Raw genomic sequence first — 13,776 nt, forward strand, 5'->3', positions numbered from 1 at the left:
AGAGATGAACCCAAAAGACGTAGCTACGCTACTTAACGATAAAATTCAAACGATTCGCGGAGAGCAATCTTCGACAATTTTGGTAGGACCGATCAAGCTGCCAGTTAATTTGGAAGGGGAAACAGTTGTTTTCCAATGGTACTGCTGGTTGCCTGTACGGGATGAGGCAGATCGTCAGGACCTGCTGAATGCCACCACTGACACGATTGTGAAACGCTTGTCCACGCTGGATTTGGCAGAAGGACAACAATCGAGCGTATTGGTGTATGGCGATCTTCAACAGTCGGAAAATGCGCTTGTTCGTATGCATAGCATTTGCCATACTGGAGACATTTTTGGCAGCAAGCGTTGTGATTGCGGATTTCAGCTTCACCAGTCCATGAAAATGATTGTTGAGCACGGAACGGGTGCGCTGTTCTATCTGGCAAACCATGAGGGCCGCGGGATCGGCTTGTTCAGCAAAGCGATGGCTTACATTTTGCAGGAGGAAGGCATGGATACCGTTGAAGCCAACCACCAATTGGGCTTTGAAGATGATACTCGTAATTATGCGGATGCGATTAGTGTGCTCCGTCATCTGAGACAAAAACCGGTAACCTTAATTACAAATAACCCTAAAAAGCTGGAGGCTTTGAAGCAATCCGGTATGAATGTGGCAGGGCGTATGCCGTTGTGGGGCGATGTGTCGCAATATAATGAACGCTATTTGAATACGAAGGTGGAACGGTCCGGCCATTTGCGGGATTTCGATTTCAGGGAGGTTCTATGACCACTCACGAGAAATATATGCGCCTGGCGCTGGAAAATGCCAAAAGTGCCAAGGGACAAACAGAACCGAATCCGCTCGTCGGTTCGGTCATTGTGAACAACGGTCGCATCGTCGGGATCGGCGCTCATCTGAAGCCCGGCGAGCCACATGCCGAGATTCATGCTTTGCGTATGGCGGGTGAACATGCTCAGGGAGCGACGATTTATGTGACGCTGGAGCCGTGTTCCCACCATGGACGGACAGGCCCGTGCGCGGAAGCGATTGTGAAGGCTGGCATTCGTCGGGTCGTTATTGCGGCGCTGGACCCTAATCCGCTGGTTTCGGGCAGAGGGGTACAAATCCTGAAGGATGCGGGTATTGAGGTCATCGTCGGGGTATGTGAGCAGGAATCTGTCCGCATGAATGAAGTGTTTAACCAATATATCGTAAGCAAGCGACCTTTTGTCACGATCAAATCAGCGGTGACGCTGGATGGCAAAATCGCCACCCGGACCTCGGAAAGCAAATGGATTACGTCCGAAGTGGCACGGGAAGATGTGCATCGCCTTCGTAACGAGCATGTAGGGATACTGGTCGGTGTACAGACAGTCATTCACGATAATCCGCAGCTTACTACTCGTCTGCCGGAAGGCCGGAATCCGATTCGCATCATTCTGGACAGCACGCTACGTATTCCTTTGGATGCCCGTGTCATTACAGATGGCGAGGCACCTACCTGGATATTTACAGGACGTGCTTATGATGAAGGCAAGCGGGATCTGCTGGAACAGTTGGGTGTAAAGGTATATCCGACACAGGATGAAAACAGTGATCGGGTCAACCTGCCGCAAATGCTGGATATTTTGGGCGCAGCGGAGGTATCTTCGGTGTTCGTGGAAGGCGGGGCCGAGGTGAACGCTTCGTTCGTGCAGCAAGGACTGGCAGACAAGCTCGTGCTGTATATTGCGCCGAAGCTGGTTGGAGGGCGTGCAGCACCGGGCTTTCTCGGGGAGAAGGGGTGTCCGCCATGAGCGATGCGGTGGCGCTACAAGATTTGAGCGTAACGCAGGTCGGCGTGGACTGGAAGATAGAAGGGTATTTTGGGCGGGAAAAATGAGTGGGGTTGTGGTGGGGGGAGGCGCTCCGCGAAGGGGTTGATCTTCCGATCGCTGTTGCAGTGGGATTCTTCGGATTGTATAAGACATGTAGAGGTAAGAATCCCACTGCAAAGGCGAACGCTCACGCTTCTCCAGATTCAACCTCTCCGCTCCGCTACTACCCGCCACAAAGCAACTCATTTTTCCGAAATGTGGGTGGGTAGTATGGGAGAAGGGCGAAAGGACTTAAAGATTTAAAGACTTCAAAGATTGAGGATCTGAAGGGCTAAAAAGCTTGGATGATCCTTCTTTGTATACTTAACGTTTATTAGGATGAATGGTTAATGGGATGAATAACTCATAGGGTGAACATCTAATGGTGTGAATGGTTTAGGGAATGAGGAAGTTTACATACATTGCAATATGACAAAAGACACGAGGGAAGCGAATGTGCTTCTCAGGTGTCTTTTTTTGTTTTATTTATGGGGTCGTAATACTTTCGCCATGTTCGTGAGTGCGGGTGTGCGTGATAATGATAAAGGCTGATACAGAAAGATATTACCGAGGTGAGGATTTCAAATGGTCCCGCAGTGCCTGCCTGATCGGGTGAGGTATCCTGTAAATCTGATGTATCCACCAAATTAGGGTTCGAATCCCAATCGCCTTCCACGCGACTCTTGGTAGAGTATTCAAAAAATCGAAAAAAACCAATGGAAAGACCCGGATGAAAGTATCCCGTTTCTGGTCCACATGACAGAAGTCGGGGAGGTGGCTATGCGGCCAGTGGATACCGGGAAGAGCAAGCGCTGACAGGCTCCGAAGCTTCGGGGGATATGAGTTCACAGTCGAAGTTGGACGGATGGACTCTATCTTTGGAACACGGAAACAGGCGGTGACTTCCTTTTTCCTTAAGCTTGGCCCCGCCCACCGCACCGGAGGGATGCTCTGCAAGGGTCACTAACCCTACTACAACGAATAAATATGAAGAATCCTCATTTTAAAAGTGTGTTGATTTTAAGGCGGGTAGCAGCAGAGCGGTCCATTTGAATCTGAAGAAGCGAAGCGTTCGCCTTTGCAGTGGAATTCCTACCTTTGAATGTTTTATACAATCCTAGGAACTCCACAGCAACAGCGATCGGAAGATCACATGGATCGCGGAGCCACCCTACATAAAAATGCACACTTTTAAGCTGAGGATTTTAACGATTAGGAGTGATACGATGTTTAAGAAAATAACGATTAAATCGGATGAGCGCGGGCTGCTGTTTAAAAAGGGAAGCTATTACAAATTGCTGCTGCCGGGGACTTACGTATTGAAGACATTTCAGCAAGAAACGGTTGAGATTTTGAATGTTGCTGAACCATTTTTTGTACCGGATCACGATATTCGTTTGTTTTTGACGGATTCCGTTCTACTGGAGCAATTGACTGTCGTCGATGTAGAGGATTATGAATATGTGCTGCATTATGAGGATAATCGGTTCGTGGAGCTGCTGCCCGCTGGTAAATATGCTTTTTGGAACGTGCTCAAGGAGCATCGTTTTGTTCATGCGGATACACGGCAGCCTGCGATTGATAAGGCGCTGGGGCAAGCCTTTTTGGCCAAGACACAGGGCTTCTGGAAGGCGCTTCAGGTGGCAAGCTATGAGCTGGGCTTCCTGTATTATGATAACGTGCTGCAAGGCGAGCTGAAGCCGGGTAAATATTATTTCTGGATGTCGACGGTGAACACGGAGATCAGAACGATAGATTTGCGACAGCAGCAGATGGACCTGATGGGGCAGGAAATCATGACTGAGGATAAAATCACACTGCGCCTGAACTTCGTCTGTCAGTATCGCATTGTTGACCCACTGCGGGCGCTGGAATTCCGGGCATTCGAGGAGCAAATGTACATTATGCTCCAACTGGTGCTGCGAGAATATGTCGGAACGATGAAGCTGGATGATTTGCTGAAAATGAAGCAGGAAATTGCGGAATATGTCTTGACCCGTCTGAATGAGCAAAGCGGCGAATATGGGGTCACTTTTACGTCGGCAGGGGTGAAGGATATCATTTTGCCAGGGGATATCAAGGATATTTTGAACACGGTGCTGCTGGCAGAGAAAAAAGCGCAAGCCAATCTCATCACACGGCGCGAAGAGACAGCCTCTACTCGCAGTTTGCTGAATACCGCCAAGCTGATGGACGAAAATGCCACCCTTTACCGTCTCAAAGAACTGGAGTTTCTGGAAAAAATCTGTGAGAAGATTGGTACGATTTCACTGACTGGCGGGAATACGCTGCTGGAACAGTTGAACACGCTGGTTCACATGAAAGACGGACAGGGGACCGTATAGAGGGATAGCGGTAGGTTTCACGCCCCTTAACGTAAAATACCACCCAAAAGATGAGCGCGAGACGGCTCAAGCTTTGGGTGGTATTTTACATCAATACGCTTAATTCGTCTTGGTCGAAGCGAGGAAAGCGTCCATATCGATCACCGGAACGAGAGCACCCTGATGCTCCAGAACAGTAGGAAACAGTTCACGCTGCCACTCTTCCTCATTGCTTTTCAACTGGTTGTCTTCCACGGAAGCGGTATCCTCCACCTGATCGACAAGCAGAGCAATTTTTGCCCGGCTGAGCAAAATCATTTTGTCCTCGGAGGACTCGCTTGAAGCAGGGAGCAGCAGTTTTTTGCGCAAATTCAGGATCGTAAATACATCACTGCGAATAGTGACCATTCCTTCATGCCATGACTCGGAAAAAGGAAGCGGTGTTCCTTTCTTGGCATTCATGACTTCTTCCACTTCTACAAAGTTTAAAGCGAACGTTTTGCTCGCCAGTCTGCACACAATAAATTCGGACATAGGCCAATTCTCCTTACATTTCAGATAAGACTACCACAGGTTGTGAAGTGACGATAAAATGGGGTAACTATTGCGTTTTAACAAATGGAAAGATAAAGTTGAAGGTGCTATGTAGCCAGGTTCTATTCACAGAATATCACAAAATAGCAGTTAAATCTTCCAAATGGCCAAGGCATGGCGCTCAATTTCTCCTAATATGTGATGCTTTAGGAGATTGAGGTTGTGTCCGGTGGCACTACATTTTAAGATAAGCGGGTTGAGGTAGAATGGATCATGAAAAGCAGCGTCTAAGTATCGAGGCAGCCAGATTATACTATCTGAACGACTATAGCCAGCAAGAAATTGCAGTCAGACTCGGGGTATCGCGTCCCACGGTATCGCGGTTGCTTCAAGCTGCCAAGGAACAGGGCTATGTGAGAATCAGTATTGTTGATCCGATGGAGGATATGGATGCGCTCGGAGAGCAGGTCAAGAAGAAATACGGGCTGGATACCGCTCTGGTCTGCTATTCGCCGTTAAATGAATATCAGGAGATCAAGAAGCATATTAGCAAAAAAGCTGCCGATTATTTGCATGAAACGGTGCAAGATGCGGATATTATTGGAGTGACGTGGGGAACGACGATGCATGCGGTGGCGCTCCATCTCCAGCAAAAGCAGGTTAAGGGCGTCGAGGTCGTTCAGCTCAAAGGAGGCGTAAGCCATTCACATGTCAACACGTATGCCGTGGAGACAGTGAATTTGTTCGCAGAAGCCTTTCACACGATTGCACGGTATTTGCCGCTGCCTGTGATTTTTGATAGTCAAGCCGTCAAGAAAATGGTCGAGGAGGATCGGCATATCCAGCGTATCATTGAGCTTGGCAAGCAGGCGAACATTGCCGTGTTTACGGTGGGTACGGTCAAGGAGGATGCGCTGCTGTTCAGATTGGGCTATTTTAACCATGAGGAGCAGAAGCTGTTACAGAAAATCGGCAAGGGCGATATTTGCTCACGCTTTTTTGATGATGAGGGCAATATATGCAGTCAGGAAATTAACAGTCGCACCGTTGGCATTGATCTGCCTGATTTGCGTAAGAAGGAGAAGTCCATTCTCGTAGCCGGAGGACAGCGCAAAGTAGAGGCTATCCGGGCATCGCTCCGTGGTAAGTATGCCAATATTTTGGTGACAGATCAGTTTACGGCACAGGCACTTTTACAGTAGAGCATTTTGCATTAATCAGACTAAACATACAGTTTTGGCGTGCGCCTATGGGGTAATTTGAACTGTAGGTGAACGTCTTATGTGGAGGCTTGAACATAATTTCAAAATGTGTTTTACATATGTTCAATGCCGTGCTATGATGGTCTTATCACAGAGAAGTAAAGGACATTAGTCCTCATACTATCTTTTCAATGAAGGAGCGTTTAGAGAATGAACATTGCAGGATTGATCGACCATACATTGTTGCGTGCAGACGCGACGAAGGATGAAATTACGAAATTGACCGCTGAGGCGAAGAAATATCAGTTTGCTTCCGTATGTGTGAACCCGGCCTGGGTAGCTTATTCGGCTGAGCAATTGGCAGGTACAGGCGTGAACATTTGCACCGTTATCGGTTTCCCGCTGGGAGCCAATACGTCGGCAACGAAAGCGTTCGAAACAAAGGATGCTATTGCTAACGGTGCGACTGAGGTTGATATGGTTATTAATATAGGCGCTTTGAAGGCACGTGATTTACAGCTCGTTGAGCAGGACATCCGTGCAGTCGTGGAAGCAGCCGCGGGTACACTGGTAAAAGTAATTATTGAAGCATGCTTGCTGACAGATGAAGAAAAGGTGCTGGCTTGCGAGCTGTCCGTCAAAGCAGGAGCTAATTACGTGAAAACCTCGACAGGCTTCTCTACAGGCGGAGCTACTGCGGAAGACGTGGCTTTGATGCGCAAAACCGTAGGACCTGAGATTGGTGTTAAGGCTTCTGGCGGCGTACGCAGTCTGGAAGACGTACAGAAATTAGTAGAAGCGGGCGCAAGCCGGATCGGTGCAAGTTCCGGTGTGACAATCATCGAGGGCCAGCAGTCTACATCTTCCTACTAAGTTCATTTTAAAGTCATGGAGGGATTCGCGATGAAGGATCAATTGATTCAGGAAGCGCTTGAGGCGCGTAAACAGGCATATATTCCGTACTCGAATTTTCAGGTCGGTGCTGCGGTTCTCGGAAGCGATGGCACGATTTATCGAGGATGTAATGTGGAAAATGCCTCCTACGGCTTATGCAATTGTGCGGAACGGACAGCGATTTTTAAAATGGTATCCGAAGGCTGCCGTAAAATTGATGCCATTGCGATTGTAGCAGATACGGAAGGGCCTGTGTCTCCATGTGGAGCCTGTCGTCAGGTGATTTCCGAATTTGCTCAACCAGATACCAAAGTCTATCTGACCAACCTTCATGGCAACACGGAAGAGTGGACGGTGGATCAACTGCTGCCGGGTGCTTTCCGACCTGCCGATCTGGGGAAATAAAAAAAGAATGCCTCGTTTGGGGCGCATTCTTTTTATGGGTAATGTAAGCGCTTAATGTAATGAGGGGGAAAATAAAATGAAATATGTAATCGCTCTGGTGGGACTGCTTGTTGTATTTGCACTTACTTACGTTGCCAGCAGTGACAAACGTAAAATCAGGTATCGTCCGTTGGTGGTTATGGTTGTATTGCAGGCGGCACTTGCTTTTGTATTGCTGAATACAGGGATTGGTGAAATTCTGGTCAAAGGTTTTGCAAAAGGGTTTAACAGTCTGATTGGGTACGCTATGGAAGGGATTAACTTTGTATTTGGCGGGATTGCGAATGAAGGGGCGGCGCCGTTCTTTATCGGTGTATTGCTGCCAATCGTGTTCATATCCGCACTGATTGGGATTTTGCAATATGTCAAAGTGTTGCCTTTTATTATTAAATATATCGGGCTTGTCTTGAGCAAAGTAAACGGAATGGGTAAACTGGAATCCTACAACGCTGTAGCTTCGGCTATTCTGGGTCAATCCGAGGTGTTTATTTCCGTTAAAAAGCAAATTGGTCTCCTGCCAAAGCATCGATTGTATACGCTGTGTGCGTCTGCGATGTCTACGGTGTCTATGTCGATTGTGGGAGCCTACATGCAAATGTTGAACCCCAAATATGTGGTTACTGCTTTGGTATTGAACCTGTTCGGCGGCTTTATTATCTCTTCGATTATTAATCCGTACAAGATTGAGAAGGAAGATGATTTGCTGGAGGTTCAGGAGGAAGAGAAGCAGTCCTTCTTCGAAATGCTCGGGGAGTATATTATGGACGGTTTCAAAGTCGCCATTACGGTAGCTGCGATGCTGATCGGTTTTGTGGCGCTGATTGCCATGGTTAACGGGATTTTCTCTTGGGTGCTTGGAATAAGTTTCCAATCATTGCTTGGTTATGTGTTTGCGCCTATCGCTTTTGTCATGGGGATTCCATGGAGCGAAGCGGTTCAGGCGGGCAGCATTATGGCCACCAAGCTCGTGTCTAACGAATTTGTGGCGATGCTGGATCTGACCAAGCAAACGGGCTTGTCGGATCGCACAATCGGGATCGTATCGGTGTTCCTCGTATCTTTTGCAAACTTCTCGTCCATCGGTATCATTTCCGGGGCTGTGAAGGGTCTGCATGAGAAGCAGGGGAATGTGGTGGCCCGCTTTGGTCTGAAGCTGTTGTACGGCGCGACGCTGGTTAGCGTGCTGTCGGCAACGATTGCAGGGTTGTTTTTGTAAAAAAAACAGCGAGTTAGGAAAGGAATTTCATCATGTCTAAATTCAAACGGATTCACTTGGTTGTTATGGACTCTGTGGGGATCGGCGAAGCGCCGGATGCTGCCCAGTTTGATGATTACGATGTAGATACACTGGGTCATATTGCCCGCGAACGCGGCGGTCTGAACATGCCGAATATGGGTAAGCTCGGTCTGTCCAATATTCGTTCTATTGAAGGGGTGCAAGCCGCTGAGCAACCTTTGGCGTATTACACCAAAATGCAGGAAGCGTCCAACGGTAAGGATACAATGACCGGACACTGGGAAATCATGGGCTTGAATATTGAGGTTCCTTTCCGCGTATTCCCTGATGGTTTTCCGGATGAGCTGATTCAGCGCATTGAGGAGCATACGGGCCGCAAAGTCATCGGCAACAAGCCTGCCAGCGGAACGGAAATCATTGACGAATTGGGCGAAGAACATGTGAAAACAGGAGCGCTCATCATCTATACATCGGCGGATTCGGTGCTGCAAATTGCGGCGCATGAGGAAGTTGTACCTTTGAAGGAGCTTTATGAGATTTGCGAGTTCTGCCGTAAAATCACGCTGGAAGACCCATACATGCTGGGCCGGATTATTGCTCGTCCGTTCGTAGGTGAGACAGGAAACTTCTCCCGCACCTCCAATCGCCATGATTATGCGCTCAAGCCGTTTGGTCGTACCACAATGAACGAGCTGAAGGATGCAGGCCTGGATGTGATTGCATTGGGTAAAATCTCCGACATTTATGACGGCGAGGGTGTGACGAAAGCTGTGCGCACCGTGTCCAATATGGACGGCATGGATAAGCTGGTGGCTACGCTGGATGAAGATTTTACCGGATTAAGCTTCTTGAATCTGGTCGATTTTGACGCCGTATACGGTCATCGCCGTGATCCGCAGGGATATGGTCAGGCTTTGGACGATTATGATGTCCGTCTGCCGGAGGTATTCGCTAAAATGACGGATGAAGATCTGCTGATTATCACCGCAGACCACGGGAATGACCCGACGTATCGGGGAACGGATCATACACGTGAATATGTGCCTCTGTTGGTGTACTCCCCACGTTTTGCAGCTGGAGGCAAGGAACTTGCGGTACGTAAAACGTTTGCGGATATCGGAGCGACAGTAGCTGATAACTTTGGTGTGAAGCTGCCCGAACACGGAACAAGCTTTTTGGCAGAGCTTCAATAATCAGGACGCAAGCAAGAACAATAAGGAAGATCATAAGTAACGATATAAGCACGGACAAATGGAACGGAGGAATAAAAATATGAGTGTACACATTGGAGCCAAGCCTGGAGAGATTGCAGAAACAATTCTGCTGCCAGGAGACCCGCTGCGGGCGAAATTTATTGCTGAAACCTATCTGGAAGACGTGACCTGCTACAACGAGGTGCGCGGAATGCTCGGATTTACGGGAACGTATCAGGGCAAACGCCTGTCTGTACAGGGGACCGGAATGGGACTGCCGTCCATCAGTATTTATGTCAATGAGCTGATTAGCGAGTACGGTGTGAAAAACTTATTCCGTGTAGGTACGTGCGGCGGGATGAAGGAGCATGTGCATGTACGTGACGTTATTTTGGCACAGGCATCCTGTACGGATTCCGGCATGAACCGCCATATCTTTGGCGGCTATGATTATTCGCCGATTGCCAGCTTCCCTTTGTTGAAGGGCGCTTATGATCGCGGTGTTGCCAAGGGCTTGAAGATGCATGTCGGCAACGTGTTCAGCTCGGACAGCTTTTATCGTGATGACAAATCAATTACACAAAAGCTGATGGAATACGGCGTACTGGGTGTCGAGATGGAGACTTCGGCATTGTACACGCTGGCGGCCAAATTTGGCGTAAATGCGTTGACGATTCTGACGGTAAGCGATCATTTGCTGACAGGTGAGGAAACGACAGCGGAAGAACGGCAAACGACCTTTAAAGAAATGATGGAAGTTGCACTGGATACAGCAATATCCCTGTAAACGATCATACGTACAGTGAGGAGAAATGACATATGAGAATGGTAGACTTGATCGAGAAAAAGCGTGATGGAAAAGAACTGACCACCGAGGAAATTAATTTTATTATCCAAGGCTACACGCAAGGGGAAATTCCTGACTATCAGGTAAGTGCGTTGGCGATGTCCATTTTCTTCAAAGATATGACCGAGCGCGAACGCGCGGATCTGACGATGGCAATGGTTCATTCAGGTGACACAATTGATCTGTCCGCGATTGAAGGCGTGAAGGTCGATAAGCATTCTACTGGCGGTGTGGGTGATACGACAACGCTGGTGCTGGCTCCGCTCGTAGCGGCTTTGGATATTCCGGTAGCGAAAATGTCAGGTCGCGGCCTCGGACATACCGGAGGAACCATTGATAAGCTGGAGGCTATTGCAGGCTTCCACGTAGAAATCAGCAAGGACGAATTCGTGGATCTGGTGAATCGAAGCAAAATTGCGGTCATCGGACAAAGCGGTAATCTGACACCTGCGGACAAAAAGCTGTATGCGCTGCGTGATGTTACCGCCACGGTAAACTCGATTCCGCTGATTGCCAGCTCGATTATGAGTAAAAAAATCGCTGCAGGTTCCGATGCCATCGTACTCGATGTGAAGACAGGTGCAGGCGCGTTCATGAAAACCGTAGATGATGCCAAACAACTGGCACATGCCATGGTAAGCATCGGTAACAACGTCGGTCGTAAAACGATGGCGGTGATTTCCGATATGAGCCAGCCGCTGGGTCTTGCCATCGGTAACTCGCTGGAAGTCAAAGAAGCGATTGACACACTGCGCGGTCAAGGACCAAAGGATCTGGAAGAGCTGTGTATGGCCTTGGGCAGTCAGATGGTATTTTTGGCTGGCAAAGCAGATTCCCTCGAAGACGCCGAAGAGAAGCTCAAAGAAGTCATTCGCAACGGCAAAGCGCTGGAGAAATTCAAAGAGTTTATTGCCAATCAGGGCGGCGACGCTTCGGTTGTGGATCATCCGGAACGCTTGCCACAAGCGCAGTATCTCATCGAAGTGCCTGCGAAGCAGGATGGTGTGGTCGCTGAAATCGTGGCTGACGAAATCGGTACGGCTGCGATGCTGCTTGGAGCAGGACGCGCAACCAAAGAATCCGAGATTGATCTGGCTGTCGGCCTGATGCTGAACAAAAAGGTTGGAGATGCTGTAAAAGTGGGCGATTCGCTGGTTACCATCCATGCGAACCGTGAAGATGTGGCCCAAGTGCTGGAGAAAATTTACGCAAACATCCGCATTGCGGATCACGCCGAAGCACCTGTGCTGATCTACGGAACGGTGACAGAGTAAGCAGTAAGCCGTATTCATAAAGTTGTAATAGATAGCATGTTTATCAAGCCGGAGGCCCTAGGGGCTTCCGGCTTTTTTGTTGTACTCGTTCTCGAACAAGAATTGAAAAAATGCTGTTGTCAATACCAGTGAGGGTACTGTGCTGAATTTATATTTGTGATTTATAGTGTATGGGATAAGAAAAAGTCTCGTAACACGCTGAACGTCTAAGCTACTATTACGGAATGAATGATAGAGCGCTACGGCATGGATGGCTTTGATCAAGTTTGAAAAATATGACAGTCGGACTCATAATAGATATGAGCTCGGCTTTTTCTATGAAGGAGGAAATGAAATGGTAGATAAGTGGGTTTGGATGGGGGTTGCAGGGGCAATTGTGGGATATGCCGCTTTTGCTAACTTATCGACGACTACGCATACTACATCAACGGCGAGTGTGACACACCCGGCTGCTCCGTTAAGTGTGCAGAATGAGCAAGGAGGCGTAACGAAGCGCATTGTACATGATCAGACCACGCAATTTGGGGGAGAGGGAGGAATGCCTTTTAGGTTTGAAGAGGGACGAAAGTTGTACGTGAGTATCAAAAATATGGGGAAGCAGCCTATACAGTACAAGATTACATCCTCGGCTACCTCTGGCTTGCAAGGCCAAACGGAGGGACTTTCCAGCCGAAGATTGCAGCCGGGAGAACGGCATGATCTGTTGTTTGTGAAGCCGGAGGAGCAGAATGAGGCTGGAAGCAAATCTTCCAACGAGCTGTTTTTACATGTAGTGACCGACGATGGCTCCACAGGAACAATCAAAACCTTTGCTTATATTACGCTGTAAGCCCCTTCCATATGGGCACGACATGCGGTCATTAGTCTACTATGTTACAATAGAACGGTTGAAGACTTAATGAACAGAATAGGTCAGAGCAGAAAGCAGAAGCAGAAAGGATGACCCGTTGTGCCCAAAACCCAAGAATACGGTAATCAGAAAATGTCACGGAGGCTGTTCTTCACAGCCATTTTACTTACGCTTACATTCGTAGCTCTCGCTGGCTGCGGCCAGGATAAGAATGCTGAAACCGTCGAGACCGGAAGCAGTACAAGTGCGATTGAAAATGGAACTGATACGAATCGTAGCGATTCAGCCGAAAATGAAAAAGCAGCGAAAGAGAGTCAGAGTGCGGAAAACAACGGAACTGATATGAAAAAGTCAAGTCCATCGGCCCCGGCTACTTCGTCGGATGCTTCTTCCTCTCCAAAACCTGCCAATCCATCCCACAACCCTTTTGAAGTAGCTGGTATTCAGGACCCTAATGCGTTTTTGAACACGTTCAAAGCGTTGCAGAAGGCTGTTGCCGACAATGAGAAGGAAAAGGTAGCCAATTACATTTTCTACCCTCTGCGCGTCAACGACAGCGAAAAGGCATTAACGATTCCCAATAAGAAAGAGTTTATTGCCAATTACGATCAGATTTTTACGGACGCAATTCGTGAGGCTTTGGTGAATCAAAAGACCGATGACTTGTTTGTGAATTATCAGGGAGTCATGGTTGGCTCGGGCGAGCTGTGGTTGAGAAGAGCTACAGACAATCCGAAGCTTTTTGGAGTTTTTTCCGTCAATCTCGAAACGGTCGCCAATTAAGCAGTTCCTCGTGTAAGAAAATAGCTTGTAAGCAGTCGGGAACATTCGAATGTTCCCGACTTTTTATCCCCTCTGATCCCCTCAAGCTAGCGAAGCACAGATCATCCATCCCAAAAAAAGGTTTGACAACGCTCATAAACTCTCGTATTATATCTACATAACTCATTAAACAGGTAGGAATTAAAGAATTAAAGTGTAATCTCGCCATTATGGCGGAGAACCTCTAGGAACAGCAGGCAGACACTGTCCACGCGACAGGTTTGACCTATCAGGGCTGCATCAGGGAATTCTCCGCTCTTTTTTTTGAATGCGTCTGTCAATAACAGGCGCAAATGAATTTGTTTTTATTAATTAC

12 protein-coding genes and 1 pseudogene are annotated in these 13,776 nt (G+C 48.1%); 12 read left to right on the top strand and 1 reads right to left on the bottom strand.

Annotation, left to right across the window (positions count from 1 at the left end; translation table 11 throughout):
• Positions 1-4 precede the first annotated feature (4 nt).
• The 3 genes and pseudogenes from ASL14_RS16500 (at position 5) to ASL14_RS16515 (ending at position 4,184) form a co-directional block, all read left to right on the top strand.
• The gene (locus ASL14_RS16500) at positions 5-769 is read left to right on the top strand and encodes a GTP cyclohydrolase II (RefSeq protein WP_134912499.1); all 765 of its coding nucleotides are present in this window, start codon (positions 5-7) and stop codon (positions 767-769) included.
• A pseudogene (gene ribD / locus ASL14_RS16505) lies at positions 766-1,865 on the top strand (bifunctional diaminohydroxyphosphoribosylaminopyrimidine deaminase/5-amino-6-(5-phosphoribosylamino)uracil reductase RibD). The gene ASL14_RS16500 and the pseudogene ribD overlap by 4 nt, the downstream one beginning before the upstream one ends.
• A 1,200-nt stretch (positions 1,866-3,065) precedes the next feature.
• On the top strand, positions 3,066-4,184 hold the full coding sequence (locus tag ASL14_RS16515; protein WP_134912501.1) for a slipin family protein: 1,119 nt from the start codon (positions 3,066-3,068) through the stop codon (positions 4,182-4,184).
• Positions 4,185-4,283: 99 nt separating this feature from the next.
• Here ASL14_RS16515 and ASL14_RS16520 read toward each other — a convergent pair whose 3' ends face one another.
• Positions 4,284-4,697, bottom strand: coding sequence for a chemotaxis protein CheW (locus ASL14_RS16520; protein ID WP_134912503.1), 414 nt, complete (start codon positions 4,695-4,697; stop codon positions 4,284-4,286).
• A 266-nt stretch (positions 4,698-4,963) separates the two neighbouring features.
• Here ASL14_RS16520 and ASL14_RS16525 point away from each other — a divergent pair, with 266 nt between their 5' ends.
• The 9 genes from ASL14_RS16525 to ASL14_RS16565 all read left to right on the top strand — a co-directional run bounded on the left by ASL14_RS16525 (position 4,964) and on the right by ASL14_RS16565 (position 13,421).
• Positions 4,964-5,899 (top strand): DNA-binding transcriptional repressor DeoR, encoded by a 936-nt coding sequence (locus tag ASL14_RS16525; RefSeq protein ID WP_134912505.1) that lies wholly within the window; start codon positions 4,964-4,966, stop codon positions 5,897-5,899.
• A gap of 210 nt (positions 5,900-6,109) precedes the next feature.
• On the top strand, positions 6,110-6,772 hold the full coding sequence (deoC, locus tag ASL14_RS16530) for a deoxyribose-phosphate aldolase (protein ID WP_134912506.1): 663 nt from the start codon (positions 6,110-6,112) through the stop codon (positions 6,770-6,772).
• 30 nt (positions 6,773-6,802) lie between these two features.
• Positions 6,803-7,198 (top strand): cytidine deaminase, encoded by a 396-nt coding sequence (locus ASL14_RS16535; RefSeq protein WP_044644559.1) that lies wholly within the window; start codon positions 6,803-6,805, stop codon positions 7,196-7,198.
• A gap of 76 nt (positions 7,199-7,274) precedes the next feature.
• A complete protein-coding gene (locus tag ASL14_RS16540; protein WP_134912508.1) occupies positions 7,275-8,453 on the top strand; it encodes a NupC/NupG family nucleoside CNT transporter in 1,179 nt (392 codons plus the stop codon).
• 32 nt (positions 8,454-8,485) lie between these two features.
• Complete coding sequence (deoB, locus tag ASL14_RS16545) at positions 8,486-9,667, top strand: phosphopentomutase (protein WP_134912510.1); 1,182 nt, start codon at positions 8,486-8,488, stop codon at positions 9,665-9,667.
• Between the two features lie 79 nt (positions 9,668-9,746).
• Positions 9,747-10,454, top strand: a complete 708-nt coding sequence (deoD, locus tag ASL14_RS16550) for a purine-nucleoside phosphorylase (protein WP_025686143.1) — start codon at positions 9,747-9,749, stop codon at positions 10,452-10,454.
• A gap of 32 nt (positions 10,455-10,486) precedes the next feature.
• The gene (locus ASL14_RS16555; RefSeq protein ID WP_134912512.1) at positions 10,487-11,788 is read left to right on the top strand and encodes a pyrimidine-nucleoside phosphorylase; all 1,302 of its coding nucleotides are present in this window, start codon (positions 10,487-10,489) and stop codon (positions 11,786-11,788) included.
• Positions 11,789-12,122: 334 nt separating this feature from the next.
• A complete protein-coding gene (locus tag ASL14_RS16560) occupies positions 12,123-12,617 on the top strand; it encodes a hypothetical protein (RefSeq protein WP_134912514.1) in 495 nt (164 codons plus the stop codon).
• Between the two features lie 120 nt (positions 12,618-12,737).
• Positions 12,738-13,421, top strand: a complete 684-nt coding sequence (locus ASL14_RS16565; protein ID WP_134912516.1) for a hypothetical protein — start codon at positions 12,738-12,740, stop codon at positions 13,419-13,421.
• Positions 13,422-13,776: the final 355 nt, after the last annotated feature.

Source organism: Paenibacillus sp. IHB B 3084, assembly GCF_001447315.1.
In the GTDB taxonomy this organism is placed as follows: domain Bacteria; phylum Bacillota; class Bacilli; order Paenibacillales; family Paenibacillaceae; genus Paenibacillus.